This is a genomic window from Zetaproteobacteria bacterium, from assembly GCA_003696765.1.
GTDB lineage: Bacteria > Pseudomonadota > Zetaproteobacteria > Mariprofundales > J009 > RFFX01.
The window spans coordinates 1-14,424 of sequence record RFFX01000059.1 but is presented as its reverse complement, the minus strand read 5'-3'; the positions used below and the strand labels follow the sequence as shown (position 1 = coordinate 14,424).

11 protein-coding genes and 3 tRNA genes are annotated in these 14,424 nt (G+C 67.8%); 9 read left to right on the top strand and 5 right to left on the bottom strand.

The window, feature by feature from the left end:
• The coding region (locus tag D6682_06145; GenBank protein RMH50830.1) for a 5-methyltetrahydrofolate--homocysteine methyltransferase at positions 1 to 126 on the bottom strand (126 nt) is incomplete at its 3' end.
• 345 nt (positions 127 to 471) lie between these two features.
• Positions 472 to 1,092 (bottom strand): imidazole glycerol phosphate synthase subunit HisH, encoded by a 621-nt coding sequence (hisH, locus tag D6682_06140; GenBank protein RMH50828.1) that lies wholly within the window; start codon positions 1,090 to 1,092, stop codon positions 472 to 474.
• 321 nt (positions 1,093 to 1,413) lie between these two features.
• Here hisH and D6682_06135 point away from each other — a divergent pair, with 321 nt between their 5' ends.
• From D6682_06135 to D6682_06115, 5 genes are read left to right on the top strand one after another with little or no spacing between them, the layout of a single operon-like run.
• Positions 1,414 to 1,899 carry a peroxiredoxin gene (locus D6682_06135; protein RMH50827.1) on the top strand — a complete coding sequence of 162 codons (486 nt, stop codon included), beginning with the start codon at positions 1,414 to 1,416 and terminating at the stop codon, positions 1,897 to 1,899.
• Between the two features lie 35 nt (positions 1,900 to 1,934).
• Positions 1,935 to 3,194: a bifunctional phosphopantothenoylcysteine decarboxylase/phosphopantothenate--cysteine ligase CoaBC gene (gene coaBC, locus D6682_06130; protein ID RMH50826.1), complete on the top strand. Its 1,260-nt coding sequence runs from the start codon at positions 1,935 to 1,937 to the stop codon at positions 3,192 to 3,194.
• Positions 3,181 to 3,633 (top strand): dUTP diphosphatase, encoded by a 453-nt coding sequence (locus D6682_06125; protein ID RMH50825.1) that lies wholly within the window; start codon positions 3,181 to 3,183, stop codon positions 3,631 to 3,633. The genes coaBC and D6682_06125 overlap by 14 nt, the downstream gene beginning before the upstream one ends.
• Positions 3,634 to 3,648: 15 nt before the next feature.
• A complete protein-coding gene (locus tag D6682_06120; protein RMH50824.1) occupies positions 3,649 to 5,520 on the top strand; it encodes a VWA domain-containing protein in 1,872 nt (623 codons plus the stop codon).
• Between the two features lie 44 nt (positions 5,521 to 5,564).
• Entirely contained in the window at positions 5,565 to 7,367 is a 1,803-nt protein-coding gene (locus D6682_06115; GenBank protein ID RMH50829.1) for a polysaccharide biosynthesis protein, read from the top strand.
• A 42-nt stretch (positions 7,368 to 7,409) separates the two neighbouring features.
• Here D6682_06115 and rnr read toward each other — a convergent pair whose 3' ends face one another.
• A complete protein-coding gene (gene rnr / locus D6682_06110) occupies positions 7,410 to 9,380 on the bottom strand; it encodes a ribonuclease R (GenBank protein RMH50823.1) in 1,971 nt (656 codons plus the stop codon).
• A gap of 70 nt (positions 9,381 to 9,450) precedes the next feature.
• On the opposite strand from rnr, the gene D6682_06105 reads away from it, so the two are divergent.
• A tRNA-Leu gene (locus D6682_06105) sits at positions 9,451 to 9,537 on the top strand.
• 551 nt (positions 9,538 to 10,088) lie between these two features.
• On the opposite strand, the gene D6682_06100 is transcribed toward D6682_06105, so the two are convergent.
• Positions 10,089 to 10,163 (bottom strand) — tRNA-Val (locus D6682_06100).
• 7 nt (positions 10,164 to 10,170) lie between these two features.
• Positions 10,171 to 10,246, bottom strand: a tRNA-Thr gene (locus D6682_06095).
• Between the two features lie 767 nt (positions 10,247 to 11,013).
• Between D6682_06095 and D6682_06090 the strand changes: the two genes are divergently transcribed.
• From D6682_06090 to pstC, 3 genes are all read left to right on the top strand, one after another.
• Positions 11,014 to 12,117, top strand: a complete 1,104-nt coding sequence (locus tag D6682_06090) for a hypothetical protein (GenBank protein ID RMH50822.1) — start codon at positions 11,014 to 11,016, stop codon at positions 12,115 to 12,117.
• 89 nt (positions 12,118 to 12,206) lie between these two features.
• Complete coding sequence (pstS, locus tag D6682_06085; GenBank protein RMH50821.1) at positions 12,207 to 13,244, top strand: phosphate ABC transporter substrate-binding protein PstS; 1,038 nt, start codon at positions 12,207 to 12,209, stop codon at positions 13,242 to 13,244.
• 278 nt (positions 13,245 to 13,522) lie between these two features.
• Positions 13,523 to 14,424, top strand: a 902-nt coding sequence (gene pstC, locus D6682_06080) for a phosphate ABC transporter permease subunit PstC (protein ID RMH50820.1), incomplete at its 3' end; no start/stop codon positions are given.

Sequence of the window (14,424 nt, the reverse complement as noted above, 5' to 3'; positions counted from 1 at the left end):
GGGCCAGTCGGCGAAGCGTTCGCCCCGGTAGTCGGCCTCGGTGAGGTTGTGGCGCTGGATCATCGTGCCCATCGCGCCATCCAGAATCAGGATGCGCTGATCGAGCATCCTGCGCAACCGGGAGATGCGGCTCATGCCGCCAACGCTAGCCGCAGCCCCCCCGCGCTGACCACCGGGCGGACACCGGGCGGACGCGACGGGGCGGAACCAGCGGTATCGCAAGAGGTCGTCGGAACATGGGGGAAGACGGGACGGGCGGCTTGCGAGGCCCGGGAGCGCCACCAAGGGGGGGGAGATCGGCGGCGCTCCACCGGGCCTCATCCCGCACATCGGGGGGAGATGTGCGGCAAGCCGGGGCGCATCGTGCCACCCGACGACGCCCCCGCTGTGATCTGTGTCACACCTGCCCGATCCGACACCCGGAGGAGAACCACGCTCTCCACGGCCACGATGGCCCTCTATGTGCGGAGGTCACGGCCGCCACGTCACGAAGGCGCGCAGCAGATCGAGCCCCGCCGACTGGCTCTTCTCCGGATGGAACTGCACCCCCAGGAGATGACCCCGGCCGATGGCGGCGGCGAAGCCCACCGTGCCGTGGCGGCAGCGCGCCAGGAGGTGCGTATCGTCATACGGCCGACAGAAGTAGGAGTGGACGAAGTAGAGCTGGCGCCCGGCGATCGCATCCAGCACCGGGTGGCCGACCGTAGGCTCGATGTCGTTCCAGCCCATGTGCGGGATCTTGCACCCCTGCGCCGGCAGGGAGTCGGGAAAAGGCTCGACGGTGCCGTCGATCAGGCCCAGCCCCATATGCACGCCGAACTCATACGAGCGGGAGAGCAGGATCTGCATCCCCAGACAGATGCCGAGCAGGGGCACACCGGCGGCGGCCGCATCGATCAGTGCGGCATCAAGCCCGCGGGCGCGCAGGGTGGCCATGCAGTCGCGGAAGGCGCCGACACCGGGGATGACGATCCGCGCACAGCCGGATAGCCCCTCCGGCCGGGTCACCCGCCGCACCTCGCCGCCGACCCGCTCCAGCGCTTTGGTGACCGAATGGATGTTGCCCATCCCGTAGTCGATCAACGCGATCATCCTGCTGCTCCCTGAACGTACCCTCTTGCCGGGGGAGGGCAGCTCCACCCGCGGGCTCCCGTGGGCATCGTCGCCCCTCCCCGTTCCCGGCACGGCACCATGGTGACGCGCCGGATGCGAATCCATACCATGCGCAGCCTGACATCGAGCCAGGATCGATCAACCATGCCGGCTTCTTGCGAAGACCTCCTCCGCGGCCACGGAGGGCTGCGCAACACCTAAGGTTGCGCAGGCAATCTTAGGTGTACGGCGATCGACGCGCGCTTCGATCGCCGGCGAGCAAAAAGTCCATGGAGGGACTTTTTTGCGATTGGATCAACGATGACCGATTACGCCATCAACTGCGGGGATCCCGCCCCTGGAGGGATCCCCTTCACTCTCTATCCTGGAGGGGAGACCAGGCGGCTGGAAGAGTTCCGCGGCCGCTGGGTGATCCTCTACTTCTACCCCAAGGACAGCACACCGGGCTGCACCACCGAGGCGTGCGACTTCCGCGACCGCTGCCAGGGCGGCATCCCCGACACGGTGGTACTCGGCGCCAGCCGCGACAGCATCAAGTCGCACCAGCGCTTCAGCGAGAAGCAGCAGCTCAACTTCCCGCTCATCTCCGACCCGGACGAGGCCCTCTGCCGCGCCTTCGACGTCATCCAGGAGAAGAACATGTACGGCCGCAAGACGATGGGTGTGGAGCGCTCCACCTTCATCATCGACCCGGAGGGGATCGTGCGCGCCGTCTGGCGCAAGGTGCGGGTCAAGGGCCATGTCGAGGAGGTGATGGCGAAACTGGCCGAGCTACAGCAAGGCTGACTGACCGCGCCCTGAACAGCACGGTACCGACACCGATGCTTGCCGGTCGGCGCATCCTGCTCGGGCTGAGCGGCGGCATCGCCTGCTACCGCAGCGCCGAGCTGGTGCGGCTGCTGCGGGAGGCGGGGGCCGAGGTGCGCTGCATCATGACCCGCGCCGCCGGCAAGTTCATCACCCCGTTGACCATGGAGGCGCTCAGCGGCGCGCCGGTGGGGGAGGCGCTCTTCTCATGCACCACCGACCACCGCATGGGCCATATCGAGCTGGCCCGCTGGGCCGACCTGCTGGTCATCGCCCCGGCCACCGCCGACCTGATGGCCAAGCTGGCCGCAGGCGTCGCCGACGACCTGCTCACCACCGTGGCGCTGGTCTGCGAGCGGCCGCTGCTGCTCGCTCCGGCGATGAACCGCTCGATGTGGCAGGCAGCGGCCACGCAGCGCAACGTGGCGCGGCTGCGCGCGGACGGGGCGCACATCTCGGGGCCGGAGGCGGGCGCACTCGCCTGCGGCGAAGAGGGGCCCGGCCGCATGCGCACACCCTCGGCGCTGCTCGAGGAGATCGTCACCCTCTGCACGCCGCAGCGGCTGCGCGGCTCCCGCTGGGTGGTCACCACCGGGCCGACCTGGGAGCGGTGGGACGATGTCCGCATCCTGACCAGCCGCGCCTCCGGCCGGCTGGGGGCACACATCGCCGGTGAAGCGGCGAGGTATGGTGCGGAGGTGACGTTGATCGCCGGGCCGGGAACCCCCTCCGTGGAGGGGGTCGACACCCGCGCGGTCGAGTCGGCCCGGGAGATGCTGCGGGCGGCGCTGGAGGAGACGGCCGGCGGATGCGACCTCTTCCTCGCCGCCGCCGCCGTCGCCGACTACCGCGTGGCCCGGCCGCACGCCGGCAAACTCAAGCGCGGCACGGCGGAGGCGCCGACGCTGCAACTGGAGCGCAACCCCGATATCGTCGCCACAGTGGCGGCATCGGGTGCGACGCGCCCCAGGCGGGTGGTCGCCTTCGCCGCCGAGGCCGTGGGCGACGATCCCCAGACTGCGCTGGCCGAAGGATGGCGCAAGCTGACCGCCAAACAGGCGGACGCCATCGTGGTCAACGACATCGCCGACATGGGGGCTGCCGGACACGACCGCCTCTGGTGGCTGACCGCGCAGGATGCGCCCCGGCCGATCACAGGCGGCAGCAAGCAGGCCACCGCCAGAGCCATCGTCCAGCGAATCCTCGATCAGTGGCCGCCTTGTACCGAACAGCATCGAGATCAAACGGACGGAATCGACCATGCAGCAGATTGAGATCGCAATCCGGCGGCTGCCCCACGGCGCGGGCATCGAGCCGCCCGCCTACGGATCGAACCACGCCGCCGGCGCCGACATCCGCGCGGCGGTGGAGGAGCCGGTCACCCTCGCCCCGGGGGAGCGCGCACTGATCCCTTCCGGCTTCGCCATCGCCCTGCCCGACGGCATGGAGGCGCAGGTGCGCCCCCGGTCCGGGCTGGCGCTCAAACACGGCATCACCGTGCTCAACGCACCGGGAACCATCGATGCCGATTACCGTGGCGAGGTGGGAGTGATCCTGATCAACCACGGTCGGGAGCCGTTCACCATCCAGCGCGGCGAGCGCATCGCCCAACTGGTGATCGCTCCCTGCCTGCGGGCGGCCTGGCGACCGGTGGAGGCGCTGGATGAGACCGCGCGCGGCAGCGGCGGCTTCGGCAGCACCGGCCGCGCCTGATTCCTGCCGCCACCGATGGCGTTCCACTTCCTGCGGCCGTGGTGGCTGTTGAGCCTGCCGCTCATCGCCGGAGTAATCTGGCTGCTGCTGCGCCGCGATGGTGCCCACCGCTCCCCCTGGCAGGCGGTGTGCGACCCGGCGCTGCTCGATGCCCTGCTGATCGGCTGCGACGCGCCCCGACGCAACAGGTGGATGGCGCTGCTCGGTGCCGGGCTGCTGCTGGCCGCCATCGCCCTGGCCGGACCTGCGTGGCACAGACTGCCTCAGCCGCTGTTCCGTCAGCAGCAGGCGCTGGTCATCCTGCTCGACCTCTCCCGCTCCATGCTGGCCGGCGACCTCAAGCCGAATCGCCTCACCCGGGCCAAGGAGAAGCTCACCGACCTGCTCGCCCGGCGCAAGGAGGGGGAGACCGCACTGATCGTCTACGCCGCGGAGCCGTTCGTGGTGGTGCCGCTGACCGACGACACCCGGGTCATCGCCCAGCAGTTGCCGGTGCTGCGACCGGAAATGATGCCCGCCCAAGGCTCCCGCCTCGACCTGGCACTGGATAAGGCGCAACAGCTGCTGGCCAATGGCGGCGTCGCCCACGGTCAGGTGGTGGTGCTGACCGACAGCGCCGAATCCGGTGCCAAGGCGGCAGCGCGACTGCGCCGCCACGGCCACCGGGTCAGCCTGCTCGGCTTCGGCACCCGCGATGGCGCACCGATCCCCGGCGAGGGCGGCTTCGTCACCGATGCCGGCGGCAACATCGTCATCGCCCGCAGCGACTGGTCGGCGATGGAGCGGATCAGCCGCGCCGGCGGCGGACTCTTCGCCCGCGCCACGCTCGATGATCGCGACCTCGATCGGCTGACCCCGCTGCTCGCCCCGCGCCACGACGCGCAGCCCAGGCCGAAGGCGCGCCAGGCCCTCGGCGATCGCTGGCGCGAGGAGGGGGTGTGGCTGCTGCCCCCGCTGCTGCTGCTCGCCGCCCTCGCCTTCCGCCGCGGCTGGCTGCTCACCCTGCTGATGGTGTTGATGCTGCCGCCGCAGCCAGCCTCGGCGATGGAGCGCTCCGACTGGTGGCGCAACCGCGACCAGCAGGGGATGGCCCTGCTCGAACAGGGCAGGGCGAAGGAGGCGGCAGGGCGCTTTCTCGACCGCCGCTGGCGGGCGGTGGCCCACTACCGCGCCGGGGAGTTCGCCGCCGCGGCCCGCGCGCTCGACCACCCGGCCACCGCCGACGACTGGTACAACCGGGGCAATGCGCTGGCCAAAGCCGGACATCTCGCGCAGGCGATCGCCGCCTACGACCAAGCGCTCAAGCTCGCCCCCGACATGGAGGATGCCGCCTTCAACCGCGCGCTGGTCCGACGGCTGTTGCGGCGGAACCAGACCGAAAGCGCGCAGGGCGGCAGCCGAAACAACAAGGGCGATGCCCACCAGCAGCAAAGCCAGCGGCAACGGCACGCCGAAGCCAACCGGCCGGGCCGACAACCGAAGCAATCCGATCGGGACAAGGGCGACACCGGGCAGCAGTCGAAACCGCAGCGATCCGTACGGCAGGGCGGCCAAAAAGATCAACAAAAGCCCACACAACATGCGGGCCAGAGCCTAAAGAAGGAACAACACGACGCGCAGGCCGCTCAACAGCGATCCCGCCCCGAACAGCGCGACAAGAACCGGCCGGCCGACGCCCGACAAGCGCACACCATGGCAGGAGAACAGCCGCAGCAGCCATCAGCAACGCCCGACCACCGTGCCGAAGCGCTGCGCCGGCTGGAGCAGCAGCAGGCGCGCCGGATGTGGCTGCGGCGCGTCCCCGACGACCCGGGTGGACTGCTGCGACGCAAGTTCCACTACCAGTACCGGCGGCGCGTTCACCACCAGGAGACCACCCCATGGTAGGGCGCACCGGCCGGCCGCGCATCCCGCTCTGGCGCAGCCGCTGGATGGCGGTGCTGCACGACCTGATCTGGATCCCGCTCGCCCTGCTGCTCGCCTTCTGGCTGCGCTTCAACCTCGGCCCGATCCCGGCGGCCCATCTCCCGGCGCTGGGCCAACTGCTGCTGCTCGCCCTGCCGCTGCAGGGGGCGGTGTTCCAGCGCTTCGGCCTCTACCGCGGCATCTGGCGCTTCGCCTCGCTGCCCGATCTGCTGCGCATCGCGCAGGCGGTGCTGACCGGAAGCGCGCTGCTCTTCATCGCCCACTTCATCCTGTGGCGGCTCGACGCCGTACCGCGCTCGGTGCTGCTGCTCTACCCACTGCTGCTGGCCATCGGCCTGGCCGCGCCACGCATGCTCTACCGCTGGCACAAGGACCACCGCTGGCGGCTCGACGCCTCGGGAGCGCAACGGGCGCTGATCGTCGGCGCGGGGGAGGCGGGCGAGCTGCTGCTGCGCGAGCTGCTGCGCAGCCGCGACTATCTGCCGGTCGGCCTGCTCGACGACGATCCCGGCAAGCAGGGGCTGGAGGTCCACGGCGTGCGCGTGCTGGGGGAGTGCGCGCAACTGCCCGCTCTGGCGGCGGAGCTGGAGGCCGACATCGTGCTGCTGGCCATCCCCTCGGCGCCGCCGGAGACGATCAACCGCATCCTCGATCTCTCCGCCAGGGCGGGGGTGACCTGCCGCACCCTGCCCTCACTGCCCGAACTGGCCGGCGGCAAGGTGACGGTCAGCGCCCTGCGCCCGCTGCGCATCGAGGATCTGCTCGGCCGCGATGAGGTCGGCATGGATCCGGATCTAGTGCGCGCAACCATCCGTGGCCGATCGGTGCTAGTCACCGGCGCCGGCGGCTCCATCGGTGCCGAGCTCTGCCGGCAACTGCGCGCCTTCGCACCGCGCCGGCTGCTACTGTTCGATCACGGCGAGTTCAACCTCTATCGCATCGACCGGGAGCTGCGCGACGGCGGGAATGGGTGCGAGACCGTACCGCTGCTCGGGGACATCCGCGATCGCGGGCGGGTGGCCTGGATCCTGGAGCACTACCGGCCGGAGCTGCTGTTCAACGCCGCCGCCTACAAACATGTACCGCTGGTCGAGTGCAATCCGATCGAAGGGGTGAAGACCAACACCCTGGCCACCTGCGCTCTGGCCACCCTGGCCGCGGAACGGGGGGTGGAGCGCTTCATCCAGGTCTCCACCGACAAGGCGGTCAACCCGGCCAATGTGATGGGCGCAAGCAAGCGGGCGGCGGAGATCTTCTGCCAGAATCTCGACGGGCGCAGCCCCGGCTGCCGCTTCATCACCACCCGCTTCGGCAACGTCCTCGGCTCGGCGGGGTCGGTGGTGCCGCTCTTCCGGCAGCAGATCGCCGCCGGCGGACCGGTGACCGTCACCCACCCGGAGGTGACCCGCTACTTCATGACCATTCCCGAGGCGGTGGGGCTGATCCTCCATGCGGCGGCGATGGGCCAGGGTGGTGAGATCTTCGTGCTCGACATGGGCAGGCCGGTGCGCATTGTCGACCTGGCCGAGAAGATGATCCGCCTCTCCGGACTGGAGCCGGGCGTGGACATCGCCATCGAGTTCACCGGCCTGCGTCCGGGGGAGAAGCTCTATGAGGAGCTGTTCCACGAGGAGGAGCGGCTGCTGCCCACCGCACACCACAAGATCCGTCTGGCCGAAGGGCGCGAAGTGGAGTGGGATTGGCTGGAAGCAGCGCTGGCGCAACTGGGCGAGGCATGCAACCGGCGCGATCCGGCCGAGGTGCGCCGGGCGCTCCACGCCATCGTGCCGGAGATGACCGGACAGTAAGGAGGTCGATCGACGTTCGCCGGTGGGGAAGGATGCGCCTGCCTACTCCTCGGCGATTGCGACCCGGATCTGGCCACGCACCGGATCGCACCCCTCCAACGAGACCCGCACCGGATCGCCCAGGCGGAAGGTGCGACCGTGGCGGCGGCCACGCAGCAGATGGTTGCGTGCATCGAGATCGTAGATGCCCGCCAGCCGGTCGACGGCCATCGACGCCTCCACCCCGCTCTCGTCCAGGGTGAAGAAGAGGCGCCGCTTGCTCATCCCGCTGATCCGGGCCGACAACACCGTACCGATCCGGTCGCGGTAATAGAGCGCGCCCAACATCGCCTGACAATCCCACTCCGCCCGCTGCTGCACCCGCTCCTGCGCCGAGAGATGGGCGCAGATCTCCCCCATCCCGGAGACACGGGGGGGCGGCTGTCGATGCAGCAGCGCCTTGAGCTGGCGGTGGACCAGCAGATCGCTGTAGCGACGGATCGGACTGGTGAAGTGGCAATAGCGCCGATAGGCGAGGCCGAAGTGGCCTGCCTCGTCGACCTGATAGCAGGCTTGCTGCATGGCGCGCAGCACCAGCCGCGGCAGGACATGCTCCAACCCCTTCTCCGCGGCCTGCTCCAGCACCCGCTGCACTGCTCCGGGCTGCACCCTCCCCTGCCTGTCGGAGCGGATGTGCAAGCCGAACGGCGCGAGATAGCGGTTGAGCTCCTCGATCTCCTTCCGCTCCGGTTCGGGGTGGACCCGGTAGACCACCGGCCGCCCCGCCGCACGCAGCAGATCGGCGACCGCGGTATTGGCCAGAAGCATCAGCTCCTCGATCAAACGCTGCGCCCGATCCTGACGCCGGGGAGTGACCGAGACGATCCGATCGCCGCGCAACACGATGCGCATCTCCAGGCTGTCGAAATCGATCGCCCCGCGGTCCGAACGCCGCCGCTGCAGCAGGTCGAGCAGCCGCCCGGCGGTGCGCAGCATCTCCGGGATCTCCTCATCCTTCGTCCTCAACGGCCGCCCCTGGGCGAAGAATGCCTGAACCGCATCGTAGGTGAGCCGGGCACGCGAGCGGATCACCGCCTCGTACGGGCGCACGGAGCGCACCCGCCCGCGCGCATCGATCCGCAAGCGGACGGCGAGCACCAGCCGATTGACCCGCGGCCGGAGCGAACAGAGGCCGTTGGCCAGCCGCTCCGGCAGCATGGGGATGGCGCGATCGGGAAAATAGAAGGAGTTGCCCCGCTCGGCGGCGCTGCGATCGAGCGGAGAGCCGGCCGGCACGAAGTGGGCGACATCGGCGATGGCCACCCACGCCTCGAACCCTTCCCCGCGTGGCAACACGCAGATGGCGTCGTCGAAATCGCGGGCGTCGGCCCCGTCGATGGTGACCATCGGCAAGTGGCGAAGGTCGGTGCGCGTAGCGATCTCGTTCCTGCCGGGCCGGGCGGGAACCTGCCCGGCCTGCCGGAGCGCCTCCTCGGGGAACCCGGTCGCGATCCCCGCCTCCGCGATAACCAGATCGATCAGACCGGACGGGGTCTGCAACCGCTCCAACCGCTCCACCACCCGGCCGCGCAACGGTCGGGCACGCCGATCGATCTCCAGCCGCACCCACTCCCCCTCGTGCGCCACGGCGAGATCCTCTCCATCCACCACCACCGGCTGGCGCACCTTTGGATTGCGCGCCATCGCCACCAGCACGCCGCCGTGGCGCTCCAGCCGGGCGACCAGCCGGTTGGGGGCGGCCTCCACCAGCCGGATCACCCGGCCACACTCACGACCACGCCGACGCACCGCCACCACCTCGACGCGATCACCATCCATCAGCGCGCCCATCTCCTCGCGCGGCAGGAAGAGATCCCGCTCGCGCCCCTCGATGCGGACGAAACCGAAGCCGTCGGGATGGGCACAGAGCAGGCCGATCATCGGCGTACCCGCCCTCTGCCCCCTTCGCCCACCGCGTCGCGGGCGCCCTGCCCCCGGCTTCGAACGACAACGTTCTGATCTTGACATGACCATGCTCCTGAGTATGATGGCGCACCTCTCCGCGCGGAGGCTGGTGCAAGGCACCTGCGGCTCCCGCGGCGATGCCGAGGTGGCGGAATTGGTAGACGCGCTGGCTTCAGGTGCCAGTTTCCTTACGGAAGTGCTGGTTCGACTCCAGTCCTCGGTACCAGGTCACTCTCCGACAGCGTATAGAGACGGCTCGCAAGTGTAAAGCTTGCGGGCTTTTTCGTTTTTAGTGACCGTTTTTAGTGACAATACACATCGGGCACATCGGGGTCGGACCAAGTCAACATACGGAAAATCCGCCGTATGTTCACCCGAAAGAGGCCGTTGCCGCCCTTAGATCACGCTTTTCGCAACCAAAACGGCCGTTCTGACGACTGCCCCCCTCCAACCCGACCAGTGCGGGAGGCTTCCGGCATCACGATACGGCGCATCCGACGTTTCCGGGACCGGTTGGCCCCATTTCGGGCCCATGGCACACCCGAGACAAAAACCGCCCTCGCAGGGGCGGCCCTTGCGTTCGGATGCTTTCTCTTGGTTCCGGGGAGCCGGGAGACGGCTTCGCAAGAAACCATCGTCCGCGATCAGAGAGGGTCGCGCAAATCCGAAACTTGCGCATACAAGCGACGGTTTTGTAAGGGAGTCGAAGTCCGCGCCCTTCGACTTCCATCCAAGCAAGAGGCTCCTGGAAGGAGCTTTACGATCCGATCGAATGGATGGTGGGCGATGCTGGGATTGAACCAGCGACCCCTGCCGTGTGAAGGCAGTGCTCTCCCGCTGAGCTAATCGCCCGTCGAACTGGAGCCGGTGAACGGATTCGAACCCCTGACCTGCTGATTACAAATCAGCCGCTCTACCAACTGAGCTACACCGGCCCACCGCCTCGATGGGGCGAATGGTGCCGGGACGCCCGGCCCGCATCAAGGTGCGCCGCCCCACAAGATCCCTCCACGCACCTGCCAACCGCGCCTCCCGCCGGGGGAGAAAACGAAGGCGGCCCCGAAGGACCGCCTTCCAACCATCCGGGAACAGGCACGCCGCCCGCCCCGGGATGCTCGACTCGCTACGCCTCGCCGTTGCGCTGCGCGTCGGCGATGGTCGCCAACAGCACCGGCAGCACCAGCCCGACCGTAGCAAAGATCAGGAAAGCGGGAACGAACGTATCCAGATGCATCGTGCGGATCCTCCTCTGTTGCTTGCGGCCCCGGCCGCTGTGGGGCGTATGATATGCGGAAGCGGCCGGTTGACAAGGATGACGGCTTCGCAAGAAGCCGGCAGCCGCGGTCAGGACGGCCGCGCAAATCCGGAGGTTACGCATGCAACCGACGGATTTGTAAGGGGATCGAAGACCGCGCTCTTCGATCCCCCTCAAGCAAAAAGTCCACGGACGGACTTTTTGCGATTCGATCAAGGATGATGGCCATGCCCCACGCCGTCACCGAAGGGGGCGGAGAGGGAGTGCGTGTGTCACAACGGTGTCACATTCCCGTGCTACGGTTCGCCGCCGGCAACGCCGGGGGCGATCCCCGTCGTACCGAACTGGTGGTCCACCCCGACCGGGGGCATCAAGCCCCGCGGAAGGGCGTTGCGCAAACGATCACGCCACCACACGACAAGGAGAAAAGGAGAAGAGAGGAACACGATGAAACGACGCACAGTGGCCGGTGCAGCCGCACTGGCACTCACCATGGGAGCGAGCGGTATGGCCTCCGCCGGAGGGATCACCATCGCCGAGCATGGCGATTCCACGTTGAAGGTGGAGGGGCTGGTCTTTACCGATCTGACCCGCGCCACCACCAAGACAGACGGTGTCAAGACCGCACGCAGCAGCGGGGTCAACGTCAGCCGCACCTACCTGACCACCAAGTACCGCTTCAACGACGACTGGATGTTCCGGGTGACACTGGACAGCGTGCTGGAGCCGGGCACCTTGAAGAAGAACAACAACATTTTCCTCAAGTACGCCTATCTCCAGGGCAAGCTGGCCGGGAATGCCGCCGTATTGCGGCTCGGGCTGTCGCACACCCCGTGGATCGACCACGAGGAGCATCTCTGGGGCCACCGCTACCTCTCCAATGTACTGACCGATACCCTGGGCTACGAGGCATCCTCCGATGCCGGCATCGGGCTCGAGGGCAAGCTGATGGACGGCACCATCGACTACTGGGTGGTGGCGGTCAACGGCGGCGGTTACGGCAACACCAAAAAGCATGACGCTATGGACTACAGCGGCCGCATCGGGCTACACCTCGTCGACGGGCTGACGCTCGACTTCCAGTACCGCGCGGGCTACCACGGCAAGCGCGATTTCGGCACCCCCGCCCCCAACGGCAAGCAGACGCTCGGCCAGTTCATGGCCACCTACGGGGGCCATGACTACCGTGTGGGGGTGAACTACATCATCGATCGCGACGACACCGGTGCCACCGACAAGGCGAAGAACGCCAACTTCAAGAACACCGCCTACGCCGTCTGGGGCTATGGCAAGGTGGGCGACGGCTTCGGCCTGGTCGGTCGGTTCGAGCGCGAGGACGGTGAGCCGATCAACGGTCTGACAGCCGGCCAGTTCAAACAGAAGCGCACCCGGTATCTGGCCGGTATCGAGTTCTCACCGACCAAGCACGTGGACTTCACGCTGGCCTACGACAACACCAAGTACACCAACAAGGGGTATGTCAGCACCGCCACCGCAGGCGCCACCACGGAGGAGACCAAATACGGTCTCTGGAGCCAGTTCAAGTTCTGACCCTCTCGGGGCGGCGGGCGGCTCCCCCGTCGTCCTGCCGCCCCGATTCCTTTCTTCACGATGTCATGACAACCAAAGGAGATTCGAACATGTGGAAACAAGCATCCATCCTCGCCGCCGGCCTGCTCGTGGCCGCAACCGGCGCACAGGCGGGCACCACCATCACCGGTGCCGGCGCCACCTTCCCCTATCCGATCTACGCCCAGTGGGCGCACGACTACCACAAGGTCAGCGGTGTCAGGCTCAACTACCAGTCGATCGGCTCCGGCGGCGGCGTCAAGCAGATCAAGGCGAAAACGGTCGATTTCGGCGCCTCCGACGCGCCGCTCAAGCCGGAGCAGCTCGATAAGTTCGGCCTGATGCAGTTCCCGATGATCATGGGCGGCGTCGTACCGGTGGTGCACATCAAGGGGATCAAGGCCGGCCAGCTCAAGCTGACCGCCGATGCGCTCGCCGAGATCTACCTGGGCAAGATCACCAAGTGGAGCGACCCGCGCATCAAAGCGATCAACCCCGGCCTCTCCCTGCCCGACCAAGCGATCACCGTGGTGCACCGCTCCGACGGATCCGGCACCACCTGGATCTTCACCAACTACCTCTCCAAGGTGAGCGGTGCATGGAAGGCCACCGTCGGCAACGCCAAGTCGGTCCCGTGGCCGGTCGGGGTCGGCGGCAAGGGCAACGAGGGCGTGGCGGCGTTCGTCGACAAGGTGGACGGCTCCATCGGCTATGTCGAGTACGCCTACGCGCTGCAGAACCACATGGCCTCGGTGCTGCTGAAGAACCACTACGGCAACTTCGTCGCCCCGACCGCGGCCAACTTCCAGGCGGCCGCCGCCGGCGCCGACTGGGCACATGCCCGCGGCTACTACATGGTGCTGACCGACCAGCCGGGTGCAAACTCCTGGCCGATCACCGGCGCATCCTTCATCCTCATGTACAAGAGGCAGGACCGTCCCGCACAGGCGAAGGAGGTGTTGAAGTTCTTCGACTGGTGCTACAGGAACGGCGCAGCCGCGGCCGAGAAGCTCGACTACGTACCGATGCCGCGGAAGGTGGTCGACATGGTCGAGACCAGCTGGCGCAATCTGATCCGGGACCGCAACGGGCACCCCCTCTGGCAGTGATCGTCGCGGGGCGGCAGGGTCAAGGCCGCCCCGTTGCCGCCCGCAGGGCCGGGGCTACAATCCCCGGCCCTCATTTTTGAGCGAATCGCAACAAGCCCGTCCGTGGGCGTTCTGCTCGACGGTGATCGAAGATCGCGCTCTTCGATTGCCTTACAAAACCGTCGGTTGCCTCTGCAACCTCCGGTTTTGCGCGGCACGCCAACGCCGCGGATGCCGACTTTTTGCGAAGTCGGCATGTTTCCACCGGACCAAAACCCTGTTCAGGAGCATTGCGACCGATGTCATCCCCGACCCGCACCGTAACCGGCGACACCCTCTTCCGTGCCGTCACCGCCGGTTTCGCCGGTGCGATCATCGTGCTCTTCGCCGCCATCCTGATCGCCCTGTGGCAGCAGTCGCAGCCGTCCATCAAGGCCTTCGGCATCCACTTCCTGACCGATACGGTGTGGAACCCGGTGACCGACCGCTTCGGCGCATGGATTCCGATCTTCGGCACCCTGGTCACCACGCTGCTGGCCCTGCTCGTCGCCGTGCCGCTCAGCCTGGGGATCGCCCTATTCCTGGCCGAGCTGGCCCCGGCGTGGATGCGCGCGCCGTTCGGCACCGCCATCGAACTGCTGGCGGCGATCCCGAGCATCGTCTACGGCATGTGGGGGCTCTTCGTGCTCGCTCCGATCATGGCCGACCATATCCAACCATGGCTGCAACAGACGATCGGCGGCCCGCTGTTCGCCGGCCCGACCATGGGCATCGGCATGCTGACCGCAGGCTTGGTGCTGGCGCTGATGATCATCCCCTTCATCGCCTCGGTGACCCGCGACGTCTTCCTGATGGTGCCGCAGAACCTCAAGGAGTCGGCCTATGGTCTGGGCTGCACCACCTGGGAGGTGGTGCGCGACGTGATGATCCCCTACGGCAAAAAGGGGGTCGCCGGTGCGGTCTTTCTCGGCATGGGACGAGCGCTGGGGGAGACCATGGCGATCACCTTCGTCATCGGCAACGCCTACCACCTCTCCTGGTCGCTGCTCGCCCCAGGCAACTCGATCGCCTCCACCCTGGCCAACGAGTTCACCGAGGCGGACAGCGACCTCTACCTCTCCTCCCTGATCGAGCTGGGGTTGGTGCTCTTCCTGATCACCTTCCTCGTGCTGGCCGTCGCCCAATGGTGGCTGCAGCGGGG